This window comes from Pseudomonas sp. ATCC 13867, from assembly GCF_000349845.1.
GTDB lineage: Bacteria > Pseudomonadota > Gammaproteobacteria > Pseudomonadales > Pseudomonadaceae > Pseudomonas.
The window spans coordinates 3,250,738-3,268,615 of sequence record NC_020829.1; the positions used below are offsets into that span (position 1 = coordinate 3,250,738).

Annotated in this window: 19 protein-coding genes; 7 read left to right on the plus strand and 12 right to left on the minus strand. The window is 67.1% G+C overall.

Features of this window, described 5'->3' with window-relative positions:
- Positions 1 to 2 precede the first annotated feature (2 nt).
- A complete protein-coding gene (locus H681_RS14430) occupies positions 3 to 1,427 on the plus strand; it encodes an efflux transporter outer membrane subunit (RefSeq protein ID WP_015477608.1) in 1,425 nt (474 codons plus the stop codon).
- A gap of 241 nt (positions 1,428 to 1,668) precedes the next feature.
- Positions 1,669 to 2,361, plus strand: a complete 693-nt coding sequence (locus tag H681_RS14435) for an MgtC/SapB family protein (RefSeq protein ID WP_015477609.1) — start codon at positions 1,669 to 1,671, stop codon at positions 2,359 to 2,361.
- Between the two features lie 50 nt (positions 2,362 to 2,411).
- Here the strand turns inward: H681_RS14435 and H681_RS14440 are convergent, their stop codons facing one another.
- Together H681_RS14440 and H681_RS14445 are read right to left on the minus strand one after the other, a co-directional pair.
- Positions 2,412 to 2,756: a cupin domain-containing protein gene (locus H681_RS14440; RefSeq protein WP_015477610.1), complete on the minus strand. Its 345-nt coding sequence runs from the start codon at positions 2,754 to 2,756 to the stop codon at positions 2,412 to 2,414.
- 368 nt (positions 2,757 to 3,124) lie between these two features.
- Positions 3,125 to 4,162, minus strand: coding sequence for an RNA methyltransferase (locus H681_RS14445; RefSeq protein WP_015477611.1), 1,038 nt, complete (start codon positions 4,160 to 4,162; stop codon positions 3,125 to 3,127).
- A gap of 125 nt (positions 4,163 to 4,287) precedes the next feature.
- Between H681_RS14445 and ampC the strand changes: the two genes are divergently transcribed.
- A complete protein-coding gene (gene ampC / locus H681_RS14450) occupies positions 4,288 to 5,433 on the plus strand; it encodes a class C beta-lactamase (protein WP_015477612.1) in 1,146 nt (381 codons plus the stop codon).
- A 127-nt stretch (positions 5,434 to 5,560) separates the two neighbouring features.
- Here ampC and H681_RS14455 read toward each other — a convergent pair whose 3' ends face one another.
- On the minus strand, positions 5,561 to 6,265 hold the full coding sequence (locus tag H681_RS14455) for an MgtC/SapB family protein (RefSeq protein WP_015477613.1): 705 nt from the start codon (positions 6,263 to 6,265) through the stop codon (positions 5,561 to 5,563).
- A gap of 344 nt (positions 6,266 to 6,609) precedes the next feature.
- Entirely contained in the window at positions 6,610 to 7,560 is a 951-nt protein-coding gene (locus H681_RS14460) for a GlxA family transcriptional regulator (protein ID WP_015477614.1), read from the minus strand.
- Positions 7,561 to 7,678: 118 nt separating this feature from the next.
- On the opposite strand from H681_RS14460, the gene H681_RS14465 reads away from it, so the two are divergent.
- On the plus strand, positions 7,679 to 8,485 hold the full coding sequence (locus H681_RS14465; RefSeq protein WP_015477615.1) for an alpha/beta fold hydrolase: 807 nt from the start codon (positions 7,679 to 7,681) through the stop codon (positions 8,483 to 8,485).
- A 211-nt stretch (positions 8,486 to 8,696) separates the two neighbouring features.
- Positions 8,697 to 9,608, plus strand: coding sequence for a LysR family transcriptional regulator (locus tag H681_RS14470; protein WP_015477616.1), 912 nt, complete (start codon positions 8,697 to 8,699; stop codon positions 9,606 to 9,608).
- Here H681_RS14470 and H681_RS14475 read toward each other — a convergent pair.
- From H681_RS14475 to H681_RS14510, 8 genes are all read right to left on the minus strand, one after another.
- The gene (locus H681_RS14475; protein WP_015477617.1) at positions 9,605 to 10,126 is read right to left on the minus strand and encodes a DinB family protein; all 522 of its coding nucleotides are present in this window, start codon (positions 10,124 to 10,126) and stop codon (positions 9,605 to 9,607) included. The genes H681_RS14470 and H681_RS14475 overlap by 4 nt on opposite strands.
- 315 nt (positions 10,127 to 10,441) lie before the next feature.
- Positions 10,442 to 11,656 (minus strand): NAD(P)/FAD-dependent oxidoreductase, encoded by a 1,215-nt coding sequence (locus H681_RS14480; protein WP_015477618.1) that lies wholly within the window; start codon positions 11,654 to 11,656, stop codon positions 10,442 to 10,444.
- 9 nt (positions 11,657 to 11,665) lie between these two features.
- Complete coding sequence (locus H681_RS14485) at positions 11,666 to 12,967, minus strand: amidase (protein WP_015477619.1); 1,302 nt, start codon at positions 12,965 to 12,967, stop codon at positions 11,666 to 11,668.
- Positions 12,954 to 14,180 (minus strand): DUF1116 domain-containing protein, encoded by a 1,227-nt coding sequence (locus H681_RS14490; protein WP_015477620.1) that lies wholly within the window; start codon positions 14,178 to 14,180, stop codon positions 12,954 to 12,956. The genes H681_RS14485 and H681_RS14490 overlap by 14 nt, the downstream gene beginning before the upstream one ends.
- Positions 14,177 to 14,800, minus strand: coding sequence for a hypothetical protein (locus tag H681_RS14495; protein WP_015477621.1), 624 nt, complete (start codon positions 14,798 to 14,800; stop codon positions 14,177 to 14,179). Before H681_RS14495 ends, H681_RS14490 begins: the two co-directional genes overlap by 4 nt.
- Before the next feature lie 20 nt (positions 14,801 to 14,820).
- Positions 14,821 to 15,165, minus strand: a complete 345-nt coding sequence (locus H681_RS14500) for a Rieske (2Fe-2S) protein (protein ID WP_015477622.1) — start codon at positions 15,163 to 15,165, stop codon at positions 14,821 to 14,823.
- Positions 15,165 to 15,569: a lactoylglutathione lyase gene (gene gloA, locus H681_RS14505; protein ID WP_015477623.1), complete on the minus strand. Its 405-nt coding sequence runs from the start codon at positions 15,567 to 15,569 to the stop codon at positions 15,165 to 15,167. The genes H681_RS14500 and gloA overlap by 1 nt, the downstream gene beginning before the upstream one ends.
- A gap of 3 nt (positions 15,570 to 15,572) precedes the next feature.
- Positions 15,573 to 16,535, minus strand: a complete 963-nt coding sequence (locus H681_RS14510) for an aromatic ring-hydroxylating oxygenase subunit alpha (protein WP_015477624.1) — start codon at positions 16,533 to 16,535, stop codon at positions 15,573 to 15,575.
- Here H681_RS14510 and H681_RS26905 point away from each other — a divergent pair.
- Positions 16,419 to 16,694 (plus strand): hypothetical protein, encoded by a 276-nt coding sequence (locus H681_RS26905; protein WP_236620568.1) that lies wholly within the window; start codon positions 16,419 to 16,421, stop codon positions 16,692 to 16,694. The two genes, H681_RS14510 and H681_RS26905, sit on opposite strands and share 117 nt — an antisense overlap.
- Before the next feature lie 243 nt (positions 16,695 to 16,937).
- Complete coding sequence (locus H681_RS14515) at positions 16,938 to 17,816, plus strand: LysR substrate-binding domain-containing protein (RefSeq protein WP_015477625.1); 879 nt, start codon at positions 16,938 to 16,940, stop codon at positions 17,814 to 17,816.
- The last annotated feature ends 62 nt before the right edge of the window (positions 17,817 to 17,878 follow it).

A 17,878-nucleotide genomic window follows, 5' to 3' on the forward strand; every position in this document is an offset into this window, starting at 1 on the left:
CCATGCGCAAACCAGCCTTTGCCGCGTCAGCCCTGCTGCTGGTCCCGGCCCTGTTCCTGGCCGGCTGCTCCCTGGCGCCGACCTACGAACGTCCAGAAGCGCCCGTGGCCTCGAACTGGAGTGGCCCCGCCGCGCAGTCGGGCCGGGCCGCGAGCAACCTGGACTGGCAGACCTTCATCGTCGACAGCGAACTGCGCGACCTGGTGAACATCGCCCTGGACAACAACCGCTCGCTGCGCCAGACCCTGCTCGATATCGAACAGGCCCGCGCGCAATACCGCATCCAGCGCTCCGAGCGAGTGCCGGGCCTCGGCGCGACAGCCAACGGCAACCGCCAGCGGCTGCCGGGGGATCTCTCCAGCGACGGCCATTCCGGCGTGAGCAGCAGCTACCAGGTCGGCCTGTCGCTGCCCGAGTACGAAGTGGACCTGTTCGGCCGGGTGAAGAGCCTGACCGACGCCGCCCTGGAGCAATACCTCGCCACCGAGGAAGCCGCGCGCAGTGCGCAGATCGCCCTGGTCGCCGAAGTCAGCCAGGCCTACCTGAGCTACGACGGCGCCCAGCGTCGCCTGCAGCTCACCGAGCAGACCCTGGCCAGCCGCGAAGACTCGCTGGGCCTGATCGGCCAGCGGCGCACGGCCGGCGCCGCCACCGCGCTGGACTACCAGGAAGCCCTGGGACTGGTGGAACAGTCCCGCGCCGAACTGGAAAGCAACGCGCGGCAGAAGCAGCAGGCGCTCAACGCCCTGGTGCTGCTGCTCGGCACCCCGGACGCGGCGAAACGCATCCCGCAGTTGCCGCAGAACAAGCCGATGCTGGTCCAGGACATCGCTCCCGGCACGCCGTCCGAACTGATCGAGCGGCGCCCGGACATCCTCGCCGCCGAGCACCAGCTCAAGGCGCGCAACGCCGACATCGGCGCGGCCCGCGCGGCGTTCTTCCCGCGCATCAGCCTGACCGGCAGCTTCGGCACCTCCAGTGCGGAAATGTCCGGACTGTTCGACGGCGGCTCGCGTTCCTGGAGCTTCGTGCCGACACTGTCGCTGCCGATCTTCGATGCCGGCCGCAACCGCGCCAACCTCGACCTGGCCAAGGTGCGCAAGGACTCCGCCGTGGCCGCCTACGAAGGCACTATCCAGACGGCATTCCGCGAAGTGGCCGACGCCCTGGCGGCGACCGACACCCTGCGCCGCGAGGAAAGCGCCCGCCGCGCGCTGGCCAACACCACCAACGAGACGCTGAAGCTGGCCAAGGCGCGCTACGAAGGCGGCGTGGACAGCCACCTGCGCTACCTCGACGCACAGCGCAGCAACTTCATCAACGAGTCGGCCTACATCGAAACCAGCACCCAGCAGCAGATCGCCCTCGTCGACCTGTTCCGCGCCCTGGGCGGAGGCTGGAGCGGGGATGCGATGGCGCGGCGCTGATCACGCCCCCGCCGGCGGTGCGGCCCCCGCAGGGCGGACTCCTCTCGCGATGGATTTCGCGGACAGAGTCAGCTCCTACGGGGTGATCCGGGGCAGTAACGTTGCCCCCGACAGGGCGCTCTGCCCCATATCACCCCGCTTCACCCGATAGCCCGATAGACTGGCCCGACTTTCATCCTCTTCGGGGCGAATCGACCCTTCCCACTGGCGTCGGCGCACGGCCGGCGCGGAGCGTAACGTAATGCACTTCGAGATCATCCTGGACCTGTTCGCAGCCCTCTGTTTCGGCGCGCTGATCGGCATGGAGCGGCAATGGCGGCAGCGTTTCACCGGCGTCGCCACCCACGGCCTGGTCGCCCTCGGCGCGGCCACCTTCGCCACCCTGCCCTTCCTCATGGGCGCGGAGGACCAGGTGGTGCGCATGTCCGCCCAGGTGGTCACCGGCATCGGTTTCCTCGGCGCCGGCGTGATCATGCGCGACGGTCTGAGCGTTCGCGGCCTGAGCACCGCCGCCACGATCTGGTGCACCGGCGCGGTAGGCGTGCTGGCCGGCAGCGGCTTCTTCCTCGCCGCGCTGTCCGCCACCCTGCTGATCGTCCTGTGCAACCTGACGCTACCGCCGGTGACCCGCTGGATCCAGCGCTACGCGCCCATCGAGCCGAGCAGCGAACGCTACTACCTGATCGAGACGGTGACCGAAGCGCATCAGGAAGCTCTGGTGCGCTCCACCCTGCTCAATCGCCTGAGCGTCAACGGCCTGGCCCTGCAGCGCCTGGAAAGCCATGCGCGCAAGACCGGCGGCGAGGTGGAAGTGACGGCCCTGGTGCTCGCCCCCAGCAGCAAGGACAGCCTGCTGGAAACCCTGGTGGGCGAACTGGCGCTGGCCCCGTATGTCTCGGCGGCATGCTGGTCGATCAGCGAAGAACCACAGTGAAACCCCGCCATGAAGAGGGAGCTGGTCGGCTCCCTCTTCATGGCGGGCAATCAGGCGAAGACGAAGTACTTGCGCACCGTTTCCACCACTTCCCAGGTGCCCTTCATGCCCGGCTCGATGACGAACACATCGCCGGCACGCAGGTGGATCGGCTGCTCGCCCTCGGGGGTAATGACGCAGTAGCCATCGAGGAAATGGCAGTACTCCCACTTCCCGTAGTTCACCTCGAACTTGCCAGGGGTGCAGATCCAGGTGCCCATGATCTTGCTGCCGTCTTTCGAGGTGTAGGCATTGAGGTTGACGGTGTGCGGGTCGCCGCCGATGCGTTTCCATTGGGTGGCGTCCAGCACCGGGGTCGGACAGGTTTCGCGCAGCACGGTAATGAAGTCGGACATCTCAGCTCCGGGTCGATCCAGTGAAGGGCCCGTCACCATAGGTCGGCGTAACGCCCGAGAGTTGCCTGGGGCCGACCTGCGGTTGTCCGTGGCCGGCTTGTCGGAGCTTCGCGGACAAGGTCCGCTACCTACCGGACAGTTCCAGGCTCGGATCAGCCGAAGGCTGGCTCGAAGGGGGAGCGAAGCGAATCACCCCGGGCAAAACCGGGGCCGGATGATGGGGCAAGACCTTTTGCTTCCTTTTGTGAGGGCGGCTATCCGACGTTTGACGAAAGGGACTCGCCCAAGGGGCGAAACCCAATACATCAGCACACGCCGAAGCGATGCAGAATCTCCCAACCAAAAAGCATCGCGGACAGAGTCCGCTACTACGAGGGCATCCGCCGGCGCGACGAGGCGATCAGCCCGGTGGCACGGGCACGCAGTTGGCCGCAGCCGCCGTCGACGTCCTGCCCGGCACTGTTGCGCACCTTGGTCAGCACGCCCCGGCTGTGCAGGTAACGGACGATCTCATCGATGCGCTCGCCGTCCGGGCGCTGGTACTGGTCGCCTTCGAGGCTGTTGAAGGGGATCAGGTTGAGGATGCCGAACTTGCCCTTGAGCAGGCGCAGGATGCCGTCGAGCTCGTCCTGGCTGTCGTTGATGCCCTTGAGCAGCGTCCACTGGTACTGGACCGGATAGCCGACCTGGCGGGCATAGGTTTCGCCCAGCTCCACCAGTTCCTCCGGGCTGAGCTTCGGCGCGCGCGGCAGCAGCCGTTCGCGCAGCTCGGCGTTGCTGGTGTGCAGCGAGAGCGCCAGCGCCGGCTTGATCTTCTGTTGCGGCAGGCGCTCGAACACACGCGGATCACCGACGGTGGAGAACACCAGGTTCTTGTGGCCGATGCCGCCGTCGGTGCCGAGGCGGTCGATGGCTTCGAGCACGCTGTCGAGGTTGTGCGCCGGCTCGCCCATGCCCATGAACACCACGCGCTTCACCGCTCGCACGCGGCGGGCCAGCACCACCTGGGCCAGGATTTCCATCGCGCTCACCTGGCGCAGCAGGCCACTCTTGCCAGTCATGCAGAACAGGCAGCCCACCGCGCAGCCGACCTGGGTGGACACGCACACGCCGCCGCGCGGCAGCAGCACGCTTTCCACCATCTGCCCGTCGTGCAGTTGCACCAGCAGGCGCTCGGAGCCGTCCGCGCCGGGGTGCCGGGAATGCAGGCGCGCCAGCTGCGCAAGTTCGGCGTCGATGCCCGCCACGCCGTTGCGCACGGAGAGCGGCAGGAAGTCTGCGCTGGCCTGGCGCCGCGTGCCGCTGTCCAGCGCCCTGCCCTGCAGCCAGGCGCGCAGCATCCGGGCGCGGTGCAGGGGCAGCGCTCCGAGGGTGGCGAGACGTTGGTCGAGGTCGGTGAAGTGCATGGGGCGCGCATGCTACCACCGGCGGGGTTGGCGGCGTAGCGCGGGCTGTCGCCGCGCCCGCCACTGGAGCGCCGGGCGCGGCGGTGCTAGGGTCAGCCCTTGCCCATCGCAACAGGATGTTCGCCATGCGCCTGACCGGCCCGCTCGCACTCAGCTGCTCGCTCACCCTCGCCTGCATTCCCCCGGCCAACGCCGTGGCGCCGGACTTCGATGCCAAGGTGCAGAGGGCCGCCGAGGCAGTGATGCGCGAACACGCTATCGCGGGGCTGGCGATCGGCGTCACCGACAACGGCGAGCAGCGCTTCTACAACTTCGGCCTGGCGTCGAAGGAAAGCCGCCAGCCGGTCACCAGCGATACCCTGTTCGAGGTCGGCTCGATCAGCAAGACCTTCACCGTGACCCTCGCCGCCTTCGCCCAGGCCGCCGGCAAGCTGTCGCTGAAGGCGAGCCCCACCCGCTATATGCCGGAGCTGCGCGGCAGCGCGCTGGACAAGGTCAGCCTGATCAACCTCGCCACCCATACCGCCGGCGGCTTCCCGTTGCAGATTCCCGAGGCGGTGCAAACGTCCGCGCAGCTCACCGAGTACTACAACGACTGGCAGCCGCAGTACCTCGCCGGCACCCAGCGCACCTACGCCAACCCGAGCATCGCCCTGGTCGGCTTCGCCACCGAGCGGGCACTCGACGTGCCGTTCAAGACGGCGATGCAGCGCAACGTGTTCGCCCCGCTGGGCCTCTCCAACACCCATATCGAGGTGCCGGTGACCCGCCAGGGCTACTACGCCCAGGGCTACGACAAGAACGACGCGCCGGTGCGGCTCAACCCCGACGTGCTGGCCGACGTGGCCTACGGCGTACGCAGCAGCAGCCGCGACCTGCTGCACTTCGTCGAGATCCAGCTGGGCCGGGTCAAGCCGGGGGAGAAGCTGCAGGCCGCGCTCGACGCCACCCGCACCGGCTACTACAAGGTCGGCCCGATGACCCAGGACCTGATCTGGGAGCAGTACGCCTACCCGCCGAAGCTGGCCGAGCTGCAGCAGTACAACGGCAGCCAGATGATCCAGGGCAACCAGGTGGTCACCGCCCTCACCCCACCGTTGCCGCCGCAGCAGAAGGTCTGGGTGAACAAGACCGGCGCCACCGCAGGCTTCGGCGCCTACGTGGCGTTCGTGCCGGCGAAACAGCGCGGCATCGTGCTGCTCGCCAACCGCAACTATCCCAACGAGGCGCGGGTGAAGCTGGCCTGGGACATTCTTTCATGGTTGGAGTGAGTCGGTACGCCCCCCTGCAGGAGCGAGCTTGCTCGCGAACCACCCGACACCGATGCCGTCGGCAAATCTGTTCGCGAGCAGGCTCGCTCCTGCGAAGAGCCCCGCCACAATGCCGGCTCGGTGATTCTCAGTCGCTTGCCAGCTCGAACAACTGCCAGCGCACCGAGCTGACGCCTTTCTCCAGGCTGATGCGGCTGACCATGCGCTCCAGCTGGCCGGCGGCGCCGTGGCCGCCGAGCAGTTCGGCACGTACTTCCAGTTTCGCCGGGTTCGGCTGGTCCTCGCTGTGCAGCGACTGCAGGCGCAGTTCGCCACCGTCCAGGCTGTGCAGCATCAGGCTGCGCACCTGGATCTCGTCCTCGGCGCGGCAGACGATGGCCACCCCGTAGCGCTGCTCCGCCTCGCTGGCCGGCAGCATGTCCTGGTGGTTCAGGCGCGAAGCGATGTCGCGCAGCAGGATATTGGCGCACAGCACCACCACGCTGCCCAGCGCCGCCTCCAGCAGCAGGCCCATGCTGCACAGCACGCCGATGGCGGCGGTGCACCAGAGGGTGGCCGCGGTATTCAGGCCGCGTACGTTGAGGCCGTCGCGCATGATCACGCCGCCGCCGAGGAAACCGATGCCGGAAACCACGTAGGCGGCGATGCGCGGGGCGTCCGCCGAGAGGCCCGGCATGGCCTGGGTCATCAGCACGAACAGGCAGGCGCCGGTGCTGACCAGGGCATTGGTGCGCAGGCCGGTGAGGCGCTGGCGCAATTGGCGTTCGGCGCCGATCAGGGCGCCCAGGGCAAGTGCCGCGGCCACCCGCAGCAGGAAGATTTTCCAATCCATGTTCCACCTCGTATCCGGCGCGCGGCCGGTCCATGCGCCGGGCGAGGCCGGCGCGCTATCGGGTGATGGATTGCAAGAGATCGAAGGGCCGCAGGAGCCCCGGAGGGGAATGGAGAGACGTCATCCCGTGGGGATGCGTGTCGCCACTGTCCGCAACGCAGCGAGACAGCGGCAGGGTTCCGCCGGACGGCTCGCTGTTCAGGCCTGTCGCAATCGACCAAGGCAAGTGTCCAAGGCAGGACTCCCGTGCAAGTTGAAAAAAAGCGACCGGACCCGGTGTGAGCACTGCCCGGGACGACTCCGGCCGCGAGTCGCCATTATCCCCCGGCAACCTTAAGGCTTCCTTAGGAACCCGCCCGCCAGCGCGCCGGTGTGGTCCCGGTGCGGGCCTTGAACAGGCGGACGAAGAAGCTGACGTTCTCGTAGCCCACCTCGGCGGCGATCTCGCGCACCGCCAACGGGGTCGCCAGCAGCAGCTTCTTCGCCTTGTCGATGCGTACCTGCTGCAGGTAGAGGTTGGGCGGCAGCCGCGTCGCCTCACTGAAGCGACGCTTGAAGGTCCGCTCGCTGACACCGGCCTGGTGCGCCATGCGTGCAATGGTCAGGGGCTGCGCATGGTGACTTTCGATCCAGTCCTGCACCCGCAGCACGGTTTCGTCGCAATGGTTGCGGTGACCCGGCAGGATCGGTCCGAGCCGATGCGGGTCGGCCACCAGCAAGTGGGTGGCGCAGAGCTGCGCGAAGCGGTCGCCGCGCTCCTGGGCAAGGATGTCCAGCAACGCATCGAAACAGCCGTTGAGCGAGCCGGTACTGTACCGCCCGCCCTCCTGGAGGAAGGATTCGCGGGCCACGAAGCGGCACGCCGGGTACTGCTTGCCCAGTTGCCGCACGAAGGCCCAGTGGGTGGCCAGCAGGCCGCCGTCCAGCCGGCCGCTGGCGGCCAGCCAGGCGGCGCCGGTGGTCAGCGCCAGGACGCGGGCGCCGGCGTCGATCCGCTCGCCGAGCCAGGCCAGCACCCGCGCATCCGGCTCGAAGCCGGCCAGACGCGGTCCCTCGATGGCCGGCAGGACGATCAGCGATGCCTCCGCGACATCCCGCAAACCGCCATCCGGCGTGACGAGGTGGCCACCGGCGGCAAGCACCGGAGCCCCCTCGACGGACACCACGCGGACGGCGAAGGAGCGCTCCACGCCGACGTGCCGTTCCAGCAGCGAGGCGATGCGGAAGAAGTCCGTCGCCGAGAACAACCCCATCGCCCAGCACCCTTCGTAGGCCAGAACCGCCACCTGTTTCATTTCCCCTCCTGGCCCGATCGGACTATGCATGCGCCCGTCTGAACATCGCTCTGAACAGCGTGCCGGAATACTATGGCCGAACGACAAGCGAGTCAGCCCCGTCCCACAGGAGAGCCTCATGCCGTTGCCCGTCAGCACCCGCGAACACTGGATCAGCACCGAGAAGGGCCAGCTCTTCGCCCAGGACTGGACGCCCGCCGAAACGCGCGGCGAGCCCATCCTGCTGCTGCATGATTCCCTGGGCTGCGTGGCGTTGTGGCGGGACTTTCCCGAGCACCTCGCACGTACTACCAGCCGCCCGGTGATCGCCTACGACCGTCTCGGTTTCGGCCGTTCCGAACCCTACCCCGGCGCCCTGCCCCTGGGCTTCATCGACGACGAAGCGCAGGAGCACTTCCCGCGGCTGCAACAGCACTTCGGCTTCGAACGCTGCGTGGTGTTCGGCCACAGCGTCGGCGGCGCGATGGCGGTGGCCTGCGTGGCGCGGCATCCGCGGGCCTGCGCGGCGCTGGTCACCGAATCGGCCCAGGCCTTCGTCGAGCACCGGACCCGCGACGGCATCCGCGCCGCCGAACAGGAATTTGCCCGCGAAGGCCAACTGGAGCGCCTGCAGAAGTACCACGGCGACAAGGCCTTCTGGGTGCTGCGTGCCTGGGTCGATACCTGGCTGTCGGAGGAGTTCAGCGACTGGAACCTCGACGCCGAACTGGCCCAGGTGCGCTGCCCGATCCTCAGCCTGCACGGCGAGCAGGACGAATACGGCTCGGCGGCGCACCCCGAACGCTTCACCTCGGTGCCGGGCGTGCCCACGGTGCTGAAGCTGCTGCCCGACTGCGGCCACGTCCCGCACCGCCAGCAGCAGGCGACGGTGCTGGCGGCGGTGGACGATTTCCTCCGGCGCTTCGGCAACGCGATGGCAGGCTAGGATCGCTCCATCCAGCGACCAGTCCCCACGGCCCGTCCAACTTCCGCCGTGCACACCGGGCCGAGGCACATACTAGTGGCAGGCGTCACGGGCGGCGCCTCGGCTCCCTCCCCCGGCAAAATCCTCCGCGACCAGACAGGAAAATCTCCCATCCTGCACGATACTTGCTGCCTGAATCGCCTGTCCGAGCAGAAGCCCACGAGGAGCCGGCATGAACCGTAACGAGCTGCGCCGCGTCGACATGAACCTGCTGGTGATCTTCGAGACGCTGATGTTCGAGAGGAACCTGACGCGCGCCGCGGAGAAGCTCTTCCTCGGCCAGCCGGCCGTCAGCGCCGCGCTGGCGCGCCTGCGCGACCTCTTCGACGACCCGCTGCTGGTGCGCAACGGCAAGGGCTACGAGCCCACCCTGCGCGCCCTGGCGATCCTGCGCGAACTGCAGCCGGCGATGGACACCATCTCCAGCGCCGTCAGCCGCGCCCGGGAGTTCGACCCGGCGACCAACCGCGACACCTTCCGCATCGGCCTGTCCGACGACGCCGAGTTCGGCCTGTTCCCGGCGCTGCTCAAGCAGATCCGCGAGGAAGCGCCGGACGTGGTCGTGGTGGTGCGCCGGGTCAACTTCCTGCTGATGTCGGCGATGCTGGCCTCGGGCGAAATCTCCGTCGGCGTCAGCTACACCACCGAGCTGCCGGCGAATGCCAAGCGCCGCGGGCTGCGCGACATGACGGTCAAGGTATTGCGCGGCGACGACCGCCCCGGCCCTCTCAGCCTGGACGATTTCAGTGAGCGCCCCCACGCGCTGGTGTCGTTCTCCGGCGACCTGTGCGGCAACATCGACAACGATCTCGCCCGTGTCGGCCGCACCCGCCGGGTGATGCTGGCGGTGCCGCAGTTCAGCGGCCTGCGCTCGATCCTGCCGGGCACCGAGTTGCTCGCCTGCGTCCCGGACTACGCGGCGGCGGCGCTGGTCGAGGGCAGCCAGTTGCGCGCCGATGACCCGCCCTTCCCCATCGTCACCTCGGAGCTGTCGATGGTCTGGGGTGAAGTCACCGACAACGACCCCGCCGAGCGCTGGCTGCGCAGCAAGATCGTCGAGCACATGGCCAGGCCGGAGGCCTAGCAGTTGGCGACCGGCGCCGGATTGGCCTCGGTGAGGTACACCGACAGGTCGGTCATGGGCGGCATGGCGGGGATCTCGAAGTACATCTGCACCAGCCAGCCACGGTGGTAGGTCCCGTGGTTGACCACGTGCAGCAGCATGGCGCCGGCGCTCAGGGTGCCGCGGTCGCCGGAAACGAAGGCGAAATCGATGGGCGTCTCCAGCGTGGCTTCCGTCTGCCCGGCGCTCCAGTCGATGAACCAGTCGTTCACCTCCTGCTGCGCCCGCCACAGGTCGCCAAGTTCCGGGTAGGGCAGCGCCTGGCGCGAGGTGAATCCGTGCTCGCGGTGCTGCAGGTGGGCCTGCCAGATGCGGTCCACCACGTGGATGTGATTGAGCGTGGCGATCATGCTCTTCATCGGGCCGGCGCGCTGTCGGTCGAGTTCCTCGGGCGCCAGCGTGGCCAGGCTGGCGAAGAGCGCCTGGTCGGCCCAACGCTTGTAGTGGGCCAGCAGCCTGGCCGTGGCAAGGTTGATCACGGGTAATCCTCCTGGCGGGGTGGGTGGGAGTCCCAATGGCTCCTTCCGGGGCGCGCCCGGAAGAACCTATTGGATATAGACCATCCCCCGGCACGCTCGCCGACGCGACATGCCTGGGAGCGACATCTCCTCTCCGAGCGGATACGCCACACCGCGCGACAGAGCGGCCCGCCCCGATGGTCGCAAAGCCCCCCGCGACCCGCTGCAACACCTTCCGCGTCGTCCGGGAGCTCCATGACGGGACGGGGAACGTCTGGCACATGCGGAGGCGCCCCCGTCAGCGACAGGGGCACCGTGGTTCGAGGGCGCGCGGGGTTACAGAAGGCTGCGCAGGTTCGTCGCGCTGTCGGCCAGGACGGCCGCATCGAGCGGTTTGCCCGAAGCCGCCAGACGTTTGAAGGCCGCCATGTCGCGCCCCTGGTTGACGGTCGCCACCGCGCGCAGGCGCCCTTCGGCATCCAGCTCGATGACACTGAAGGCATCGTCCTCCACCTTGCCGCGCAGCAGCACCGGGCCCGTCCCGCTGAAGAAGCCGAGGGTCTGCAGGTTGCATTGGTACTGATCGGACCAGAGCCACGGCGTCTGGGCGTAGCACTCTTCGCTGCCCAGCATGTTCGCCGCCGCGACCTGAGGTTGATGCTCGGCCACCTGCCAGGACTCGACCCGCACATGACGCCCGAGCAGCGGGTTGAAATGGCTGGTCACGTCGCCGGCGGCAAAGATGTGCGGATCGCTGGTACGGCATCGCTCATCGACCACGATGCCGTTCTCGACCCGCAAGCCGATGGCGGTCGCCAGTTCCACGTTCGGCAGCGCACCGATGCCCACCAGGATCTCATCGGCCACGCATTCACCGCGGCTGGACTCGATGATCAACCCGTGGGCGCCACGGCGGATCGCGCTCGGGAGCGTATCGAGGCATACGTTCACGCCGGCGTTGCGATGCAGCGCCAGCAGGTACTCACCGATCGCCGCCGGCATCACGCGCTGCAGCAAGGACGAAGCCGGCTCCAGTACGGTGACCTCGCACCCCAGCTTGCGAGCGGACGCGGCCACCTCCAGGCCGATGAAGCCGCCACCGAGAATCACCAGTCGCTTACCCGCGGCCAGTCGGCTACGGAGTTGGCGAGCCTGTTCGAGGGTGCGCAGGTACAGCAGTTCCACGCCCTCCTCAACCGGCCCGGGGTAAGGGCGGGCGCGCGACCCCGTGGTCAGCAGCAGTTTCTGGTAGGAGATGCGCTCCCCGTTGGCCAGCTCAACCTGCCGCGCCGCCGGATCGACATTCCGAACCCGGTGCCCGAGGCGCAGCTCGATGTGCTGGTGCTCGTAGAAATCCCTGTCCTGGATGAACGCCCGGGCTTCATCCTCGACGTTGAACAGGGCGTCCTTGGACAGGATCGGCCGATCGTAGGGCAGCTCCGCTTCGTCGCCGACGATACAGACCTGCGCGGCCGGAGCCAGGGAACGAAGCGACTCGGCGGCACGACGTCCGGCCTGGCCCGCACCGATGATCAAATAATCCGCATGCATGACGTACTCCTAGAGAAGCGAAAACCTGGGACGGTCGGACAACACTCTTTCCACCCACTGCGCCGCGCGCAGCAGACGATCGTCGCCATACCGCGAACCCACCAGCTGGATGCCGATCGGAAGCCCGTTCTGCCCGGTCAGCGCCGGCAGCGAAAGAGTCGGAACACCCAGCAACATCCACATGCGGCTGAACAGTGGATCGCCCGTTCCATCGCTCGCCAGCGGCGCGGTGCCTGGCGCGCTCGGCGCCAGCAGGACATCCCATTCCTCGAACAACGGCGTGGTCGCCAGCATGCCCTGTTCGGCACAGCAGCGCGCCTCGCTGTACTCCTCGGTGGACAGGCTCTGGCCGTGGTCGATCAGGGCGCGAAGCGGCTCGCTGAGCTGCTCCCGGTAGCCATCGTGCTCAGGCGCTAGGCTGCGGGCGGTTTCGTACGCCATCACCTTCCGTTGCAGGTCGGCGAAGTCGGAGAACCCCGGCGGCAACTGGGCATCGCCGACCCGCGCGCCACAGGCTCCCAGCGAAAGGAGCAGTTGTTCCAGCCCGTGCCGCGTTTCCGGCGAGGCCTGCAGCCAATCCGGCGTACGGCAGAGCCCGATGGAGGGAATCCAGCGCTCGCTGCTGCTGAAGGGGAAGACGGTATCGGCGGTCAGCACGGAGCGCAGCAGACGCGCATCGGCGACGCAGCGCGAAAGCGTGCCGAGGGTGTCCAGCGAATGCGCAAGCCCCTTGACCCCCGTGGTGGGGAAATCCCCGTAGGTGGGTTTGTATCCCACCACGCCGCAGTAGGACGCGGGACGAATCAACGACCCCGCCGTCTGGGAACCCAGCGCCGCCGGCACCATGTGGCTGGCCACCGCCGCGGCGGAACCGCTGGAGGAGCCACCCGGAGTATGTTCGAGGTTATGCGGATTGCGCGTCTTGCCCGCCTGGAAGTAGGCAAATTCGGTGGTGACGGTCTTCCCCATCACCAACGCCCCCGACCGGCGCAGAAGGGCCACCGCCGCCGCATCCATGCCGGGGCGGCGCCCGGTATAGATCGGCGAGCCGCTGCAGGTGGGCATGTCGCCGGTATCGATGATGTCCTTGATGGCGACCGGCACGCCATGCAGCGGACCACGCTCCCGTTGGTTATCCAGCCGACGGGCCTCGCGCAGCACCTGCTCCGGGTCGATGTGGACCCAGGCGCCGACCTGGGGCTCACGCGCCGCGATCACCGCCAGGCAATCGGTCGCCAGCTCGACCGCACTCAGCGTCCGCATGGCGATGGCCTCCGCCGCCTCAACCAAACCGAGTTCATGCGGGCGCATCGGCAGCCTCCAGCGCGTCGAGCGCGGCTTGCAGGGGTTGTAGCGGACTGAAGAAGAAGCCCCCGTCCAGGCGCCCCAGCAGTCCTTGCCTGTCCAGCACGCCCAGGCTGATGACCGGTCCCGCGCCCAGGCGACAGGCCTGGCGGGCATCCAGGCCCGTGCGGAATGCCTGCGACGCAAGCAGTTGGGGATGGCGATGCTGCAACAGCTGGGCCGGGAACGTTTGCCCATGTTCCGCGCAAACCCTGTCCAGGCGCTCCGCGGTGAGCGGCGCCAGATCGCGGGCCATTGCGCCACTGCCGAAGGCGTCGACGATGGCGCTGTCGCCAATCGCGCCCAGGGCCCGTTGCCGCGTCTGCTCGTCGGCGCCGGGCACCCGTGGCGCTTGCGCCGCCACCGCGAACCAGCGCCCGGGCATGGCCGAAACCTGGATACCGAACTGCTCGCCATTGCCACCGGCGGCGGTCACCACGCTGCTGCCCGGAACATCCTCGGCGGCGAGAAGGCAACATTTCACCGCCGCCATCCAGAGATTCAGGAAGAACGCCGCGGACTGTTCGAGGAAGCGCCGGATGTCATCGTCGAAGTCCCCGGGAGAGGCCTGCTCCAACAGAGCCTTCGCCACCAGTTGGCTGCCCTGCTGCGTCCGCCCGTGGCAGTCGTCGCCCGCCGCCAGCGCCGCATCGGCCACCGGGAGCACGTCCATCGGTTGACGCGCGATGACCGTTTGCAACCGGGGCGCGAGGTGCTGGTTGATCCAGCGCAGCCGCTGCAGAACGTTCTCCCCGTACTGCCCGATCCGCATGACCGGACCATCGCCACCGTTGAGAGTGCTGAAGCTCCTTCGCGATGGACAGTCGCCATCCTCGATCACCAGCACCTGCATGCTCGGCGAGAGCACGTCGGCCAGCGGGATCGCGCAGCCGTGATCCTGGGCGGGATACAGCCGCACCGCTTCGGACATCAGCAGATCCTCGGCCCCCTGCCGATCGGTCGCCCAACCCTCGAACAGGATGGCCATCAGCAGGGAGTTCCTGAGCGGCAGCGCGAGCCGGCTCCGATCGGGGACCGGCGGGCCGGCGTGAAGCAGGAAACGCCCTGCCACGCCCAGCACATCCCTGGCGGTAGCGATGGCCGTCCAGCGCGGCCGGCAGCCGGTCATGGCATCGACAGCCATCGAGTCCGCCGGGTGTCGACGCAGGGCCAGGTTCATGCCTCATGCCCCTCTTCAACCCAGGTCTCGGCGAAGGCGAGGAACGCGGAGTTGAGCTTTCCATCGAGGAAATCGCGCTCGACCACCACCCCCTCCAGCCGCTCGCCGTTGAGCCGGACCTCGCCCTGCTCGGCGCCCTGGAAGAGGCTGTACATCCGGTGTTCCCCGGTCGCGGAAATGTCCGGCCCCACATCCGCCGCCAGCGGACGCTGCAGGCCTTTCCAGGCCAGGGACAGGCTGACATCGCCGGCGGCGATGTGCTCCACCCACTGGGTCGGATCCCGCTCGTCGGTATGGCTTTCGGTCGCCTGCAGCAGGGTGACGTACGCCAGCGCCTTGCGCTCGCGGAAGGCGCCGAAGCGGGGGACGAAGCGGGTCAGCAGGTAGTCCATCAGTTCGAGGTTGTCGCCGATGCACAGGTTCGGCGCGGCGGGATAGCCCGCTGCGGCGCCCGGCTCACCGAGCAGGAGAATACCGCGGCCACGACCGTAATCGGATGCGATGACGCGGAAATACAGGGCCAGGACCTGCCAATCGCCCTGCGGGTCGGAAGCGCTTTTCAGATAGATGCCGGGGTTCTCTCCCGACCAGCTGACAATACCTTTCTGGATGACAGGCATGCGTAGACTCCTCATTCTTGTTATGCCAGTTGCAGGGTGTTCTCGAACACACCGATCAACACCACGTCGTTTTCAACCTTGACCGGATAACGCCGGGCACAGGATTTGGCCGGCGCGCAGAGGACCTCACCGGTGGCGATATCGAAGCGCGCCTGGTGCAGCGGGCATTCGACCTCGCCGTTCTCGACCCACCCCTCCGCCAGCGAGGCATCCCCGTGCGGACAGCGGTCCGCCAACGCATGGAAGCGGCCGCCAAGGTTGAATACGGCGATCGCTTCGTCGCCGACCCGAACCCGCCTGGCTTGCTGATCCTCGATCTCGTCAACCCGGCATGCGACTGCCCAGTCCTCTTCGCGCGCGTTCATCAGGCGTCCTCCACCACTGACTCAAGCAACTCGACCCGATAGCCATCCGGATCGAGCACGAAAGCGATCTCCCGGGTGCCACCCGACATCGGCCCCGGCTCACGGACCACCGGTACGCCGGCGGCCCGCAAGCGCTCCACGCACTCGCGGAGCGAACTCACACCGAAGGCCAGGTGTCCCCAGGCCGTGCCGTGCTCGTAGGGTTCCGTGCGATCCCAGTTGTGCGTCAGCTCCAGGACCGTCCCGCGTTCCTCGTCCTCGAAGCCGACGAAGGTGTTGGTGAAGCGGCCGTTGGGGTAATCCGTACTGCGCAGCAGACGCATCCCCAACCGGCCCACGTAGAAATCCAGCGAACGCTGCAGGTCCATGACCCGCAGCATCGTGTGCATCAGGCGCACCGGCATCGATCAGTCCTTCATCGCGTCGAGAACGAGGTTCTGGAACTGATTGGCGCTGTCTTCCCAGTGCGGCGACATCACGCCGCCGTCGCTCATCACGGGGGAACGACGGCCTTCCTGCAGCAGCTCGGCAATCGCGTGGTCTTCCTTGTGCACGCTGTACCAGAGGTTGCAGAGGTTCTCCTTGTCGGAGGCGTTGTAATGCTGCTCGCCCACGCTGTAGAGCACGCGGAACTGGCGGGTGCGGTCGGCGGATACCGGGATGTTCAGGTGCACGCCGGCCTGGTCGGGCAGGTAGATGCCCAGCACGAAGTTGGGGAACAGCGTCAGGTAGCGGGCGCTCATGTCCAGGCTGCTGGACTTCGCGGTGGTTTCCTTCTCCGCTTCCACGTCGATCGCGGAGCCCAGGCAGCGCCCGTCGACGATGGTGTAGTGGTCCTTCAGCGGCTGACCCGAGGCGGTTTCGTCGTGGACGATCGGGACATGGTACGGCTCGATGAAGTTCTCCATCAGGAACTTCCAGTTGCACTTCACCTCCCCCAGGTCGATCTTGCCGATCGGCTTGAGGAGCTTCACGTCGAGCAGCTTGATCTGCTCGGCGAAGGAGCGCGAATAGTCTTCGAACGCCTCGGCATCGCCGGACAGGTTGACGAAGATCCAGTCGTTCCACTGGGCGTGGCGCACGCGCTTGAGGCCGTGATCGGCACGGGAGAAGCCCGGAACCTCCTGCTTGCGGAAACCACCGAAGTGAGGCGCCGCCTCGAGCTCGCCATCGAGCGAGTAGGACCAGGCGTGGTAAGGACAGCTGATCGAGCCCTGGACGTTGCAGCGATCGCTCACGAGTTTCAGCCCGCGATGGCGGCAGACGTTGTGGAATACACCGACTTCGCCATTGTCGTTCGAGACGATGAGCAGCGGCTGCCCGGCCACCTCGATCGGCGCGCAAGTGCCCGGCTCGGCAAACTCATGCACGAAACCGACGAATACCCAGTTCCTGGCGAAGACTTTATCTTGTTCGGTGCGATAAAACTCTTCACTGGTATAAGCATCCTGGGAAAGTCCTGGCAGAACTTTTCCAGGTTCATCGGCGCACGACAATTCACGAATACGGATAACTTCTTCAACGACTGACATATAATTATTCCTTCCTGGTCAGGCTGAGGGCGAGTTTCAACTACTCGATTCGTATCCTAGAAATGCACTGTCGGCGGAACAAACGATAAGAATTCAACGGCGGATGAGAAAAAATAAAAGGGGACGACAAATTTTCTTCATGATCCCGGAACGATTGACGCGACAGGCGTTTTGCCCAACACTCGACCAGCGCTAATGGCGCCCGTAGATATAAGCCTTGCTGCATACAGAACAAGAACCATGACCCATCGACTCCCCCCGCTGAATACCCTGAAAACCTTCGAAGTTGCCGCCCGACACCTCAGCTTCACCCAGGCCTCGCTCGAGCTGAACGTCACACCCTCGGCGATCAGCCACCAGATCAAACTGCTCGAGGAAAACCTCGGAGTCCGGCTGTTTCGAAGGGAAAACAATCGTCTGCTGCTCACGGATGCGGGCAGCTACCTGCTCCCGGAGTGCAGCCGGTCCTTCGCGCACCTCCTGGAGGTCACCCAGAAGGTGCGCGAACTGGGCAATGGCCGCCCGCTCACCATCGCGCTGCGCCCCTATTTCGCCCAGAAATGGCTGATGCCGAGGGTCTCCTCGTTCTGGCAGCAGCACCCGGAGATCGAGCTCAGCCTGCATCACACCATCCAGTTCTCGCCCACCAGTCTCGACGCTTATGACATCGCCATCGCCTGGGCCAGCGGCCCCTTCCCGGGGCTGGAAGCGTACCGCCTGGTGAACGGGGACCTCACGCCCGTCTGCAGCCCCGCGACCTTGAAAAGACTGGGGAATCCGCCGGACGTGACGGCCCTGTCGGGGCAGGTGCTGCTGGACGAAGAGACGCCCAACAACTGGGATCGATGGCTCGAACTGGCGGGGGAGCCTCGCCTGAAACCGTTCAAGCGCGTGAGCATCGACGACACCAACGTCAGGCTTCACGCCGCCATCGATGGCCAGGGCCTCATCCTGACGTGCCTGTCCCTGCTGGAGCGGGAGCTGAGCGAGGGCATCCTGGTCGCGCCCTTCCCCATCGCGCTGCCGCACTACTCCTACTACCTCCTGTACCGACCCGATGTCCTCACCAATCCCCAGGCGCGCATCTTCATCGACTGGCTCAAGGCCCAGGCGGCGTGAGCGCCACCCAGGCCTGACGCCGCACCCGAGCAGGGCCGAACCGCAGCGCGGTGTGCCCCGTC

What these genes read in the sequence shown, in the direction of transcription:
- H681_RS14430 (WP_015477608.1), top strand. Translation starts at nt 3, where the DNA reads ATGCGCAAACCAGCCTTTGCCGCGTCAGCCCTGCTGCTGGTCCCGGCC.
- H681_RS14435 (WP_015477609.1), top strand. Translation starts at nt 1,669, where the DNA reads ATGCACTTCGAGATCATCCTGGACCTGTTCGCAGCCCTCTGTTTCGGC.
- H681_RS14440 (WP_015477610.1), bottom strand. Translation starts at nt 2,756, where the DNA reads ATGTCCGACTTCATTACCGTGCTGCGCGAAACCTGTCCGACCCCGGTG.
- H681_RS14445 (WP_015477611.1), bottom strand. Translation starts at nt 4,162, where the DNA reads ATGCACTTCACCGACCTCGACCAACGTCTCGCCACCCTCGGAGCGCTG.
- ampC (WP_015477612.1), top strand. Translation starts at nt 4,288, where the DNA reads ATGCGCCTGACCGGCCCGCTCGCACTCAGCTGCTCGCTCACCCTCGCC.
- H681_RS14455 (WP_015477613.1), bottom strand. Translation starts at nt 6,265, where the DNA reads ATGGATTGGAAAATCTTCCTGCTGCGGGTGGCCGCGGCACTTGCCCTG.
- H681_RS14460 (WP_015477614.1), bottom strand. Translation starts at nt 7,560, where the DNA reads ATGAAACAGGTGGCGGTTCTGGCCTACGAAGGGTGCTGGGCGATGGGG.
- H681_RS14465 (WP_015477615.1), top strand. Translation starts at nt 7,679, where the DNA reads ATGCCGTTGCCCGTCAGCACCCGCGAACACTGGATCAGCACCGAGAAG.
- H681_RS14470 (WP_015477616.1), top strand. Translation starts at nt 8,697, where the DNA reads ATGAACCGTAACGAGCTGCGCCGCGTCGACATGAACCTGCTGGTGATC.
- H681_RS14480 (WP_015477618.1), bottom strand. Translation starts at nt 11,656, where the DNA reads ATGCATGCGGATTATTTGATCATCGGTGCGGGCCAGGCCGGACGTCGT.
- H681_RS14485 (WP_015477619.1), bottom strand. Translation starts at nt 12,967, where the DNA reads ATGCGCCCGCATGAACTCGGTTTGGTTGAGGCGGCGGAGGCCATCGCC.
- H681_RS14490 (WP_015477620.1), bottom strand. Translation starts at nt 14,180, where the DNA reads ATGAACCTGGCCCTGCGTCGACACCCGGCGGACTCGATGGCTGTCGAT.
- H681_RS14495 (WP_015477621.1), bottom strand. Translation starts at nt 14,800, where the DNA reads ATGCCTGTCATCCAGAAAGGTATTGTCAGCTGGTCGGGAGAGAACCCC.
- H681_RS14500 (WP_015477622.1), bottom strand. Translation starts at nt 15,165, where the DNA reads ATGAACGCGCGCGAAGAGGACTGGGCAGTCGCATGCCGGGTTGACGAG.
- gloA (WP_015477623.1), bottom strand. Translation starts at nt 15,569, where the DNA reads ATGCCGGTGCGCCTGATGCACACGATGCTGCGGGTCATGGACCTGCAG.
- H681_RS26905 (WP_236620568.1), top strand. Translation starts at nt 16,419, where the DNA reads ATGGCGGCAGACGTTGTGGAATACACCGACTTCGCCATTGTCGTTCGA.
- H681_RS14515 (WP_015477625.1), top strand. Translation starts at nt 16,938, where the DNA reads ATGACCCATCGACTCCCCCCGCTGAATACCCTGAAAACCTTCGAAGTT.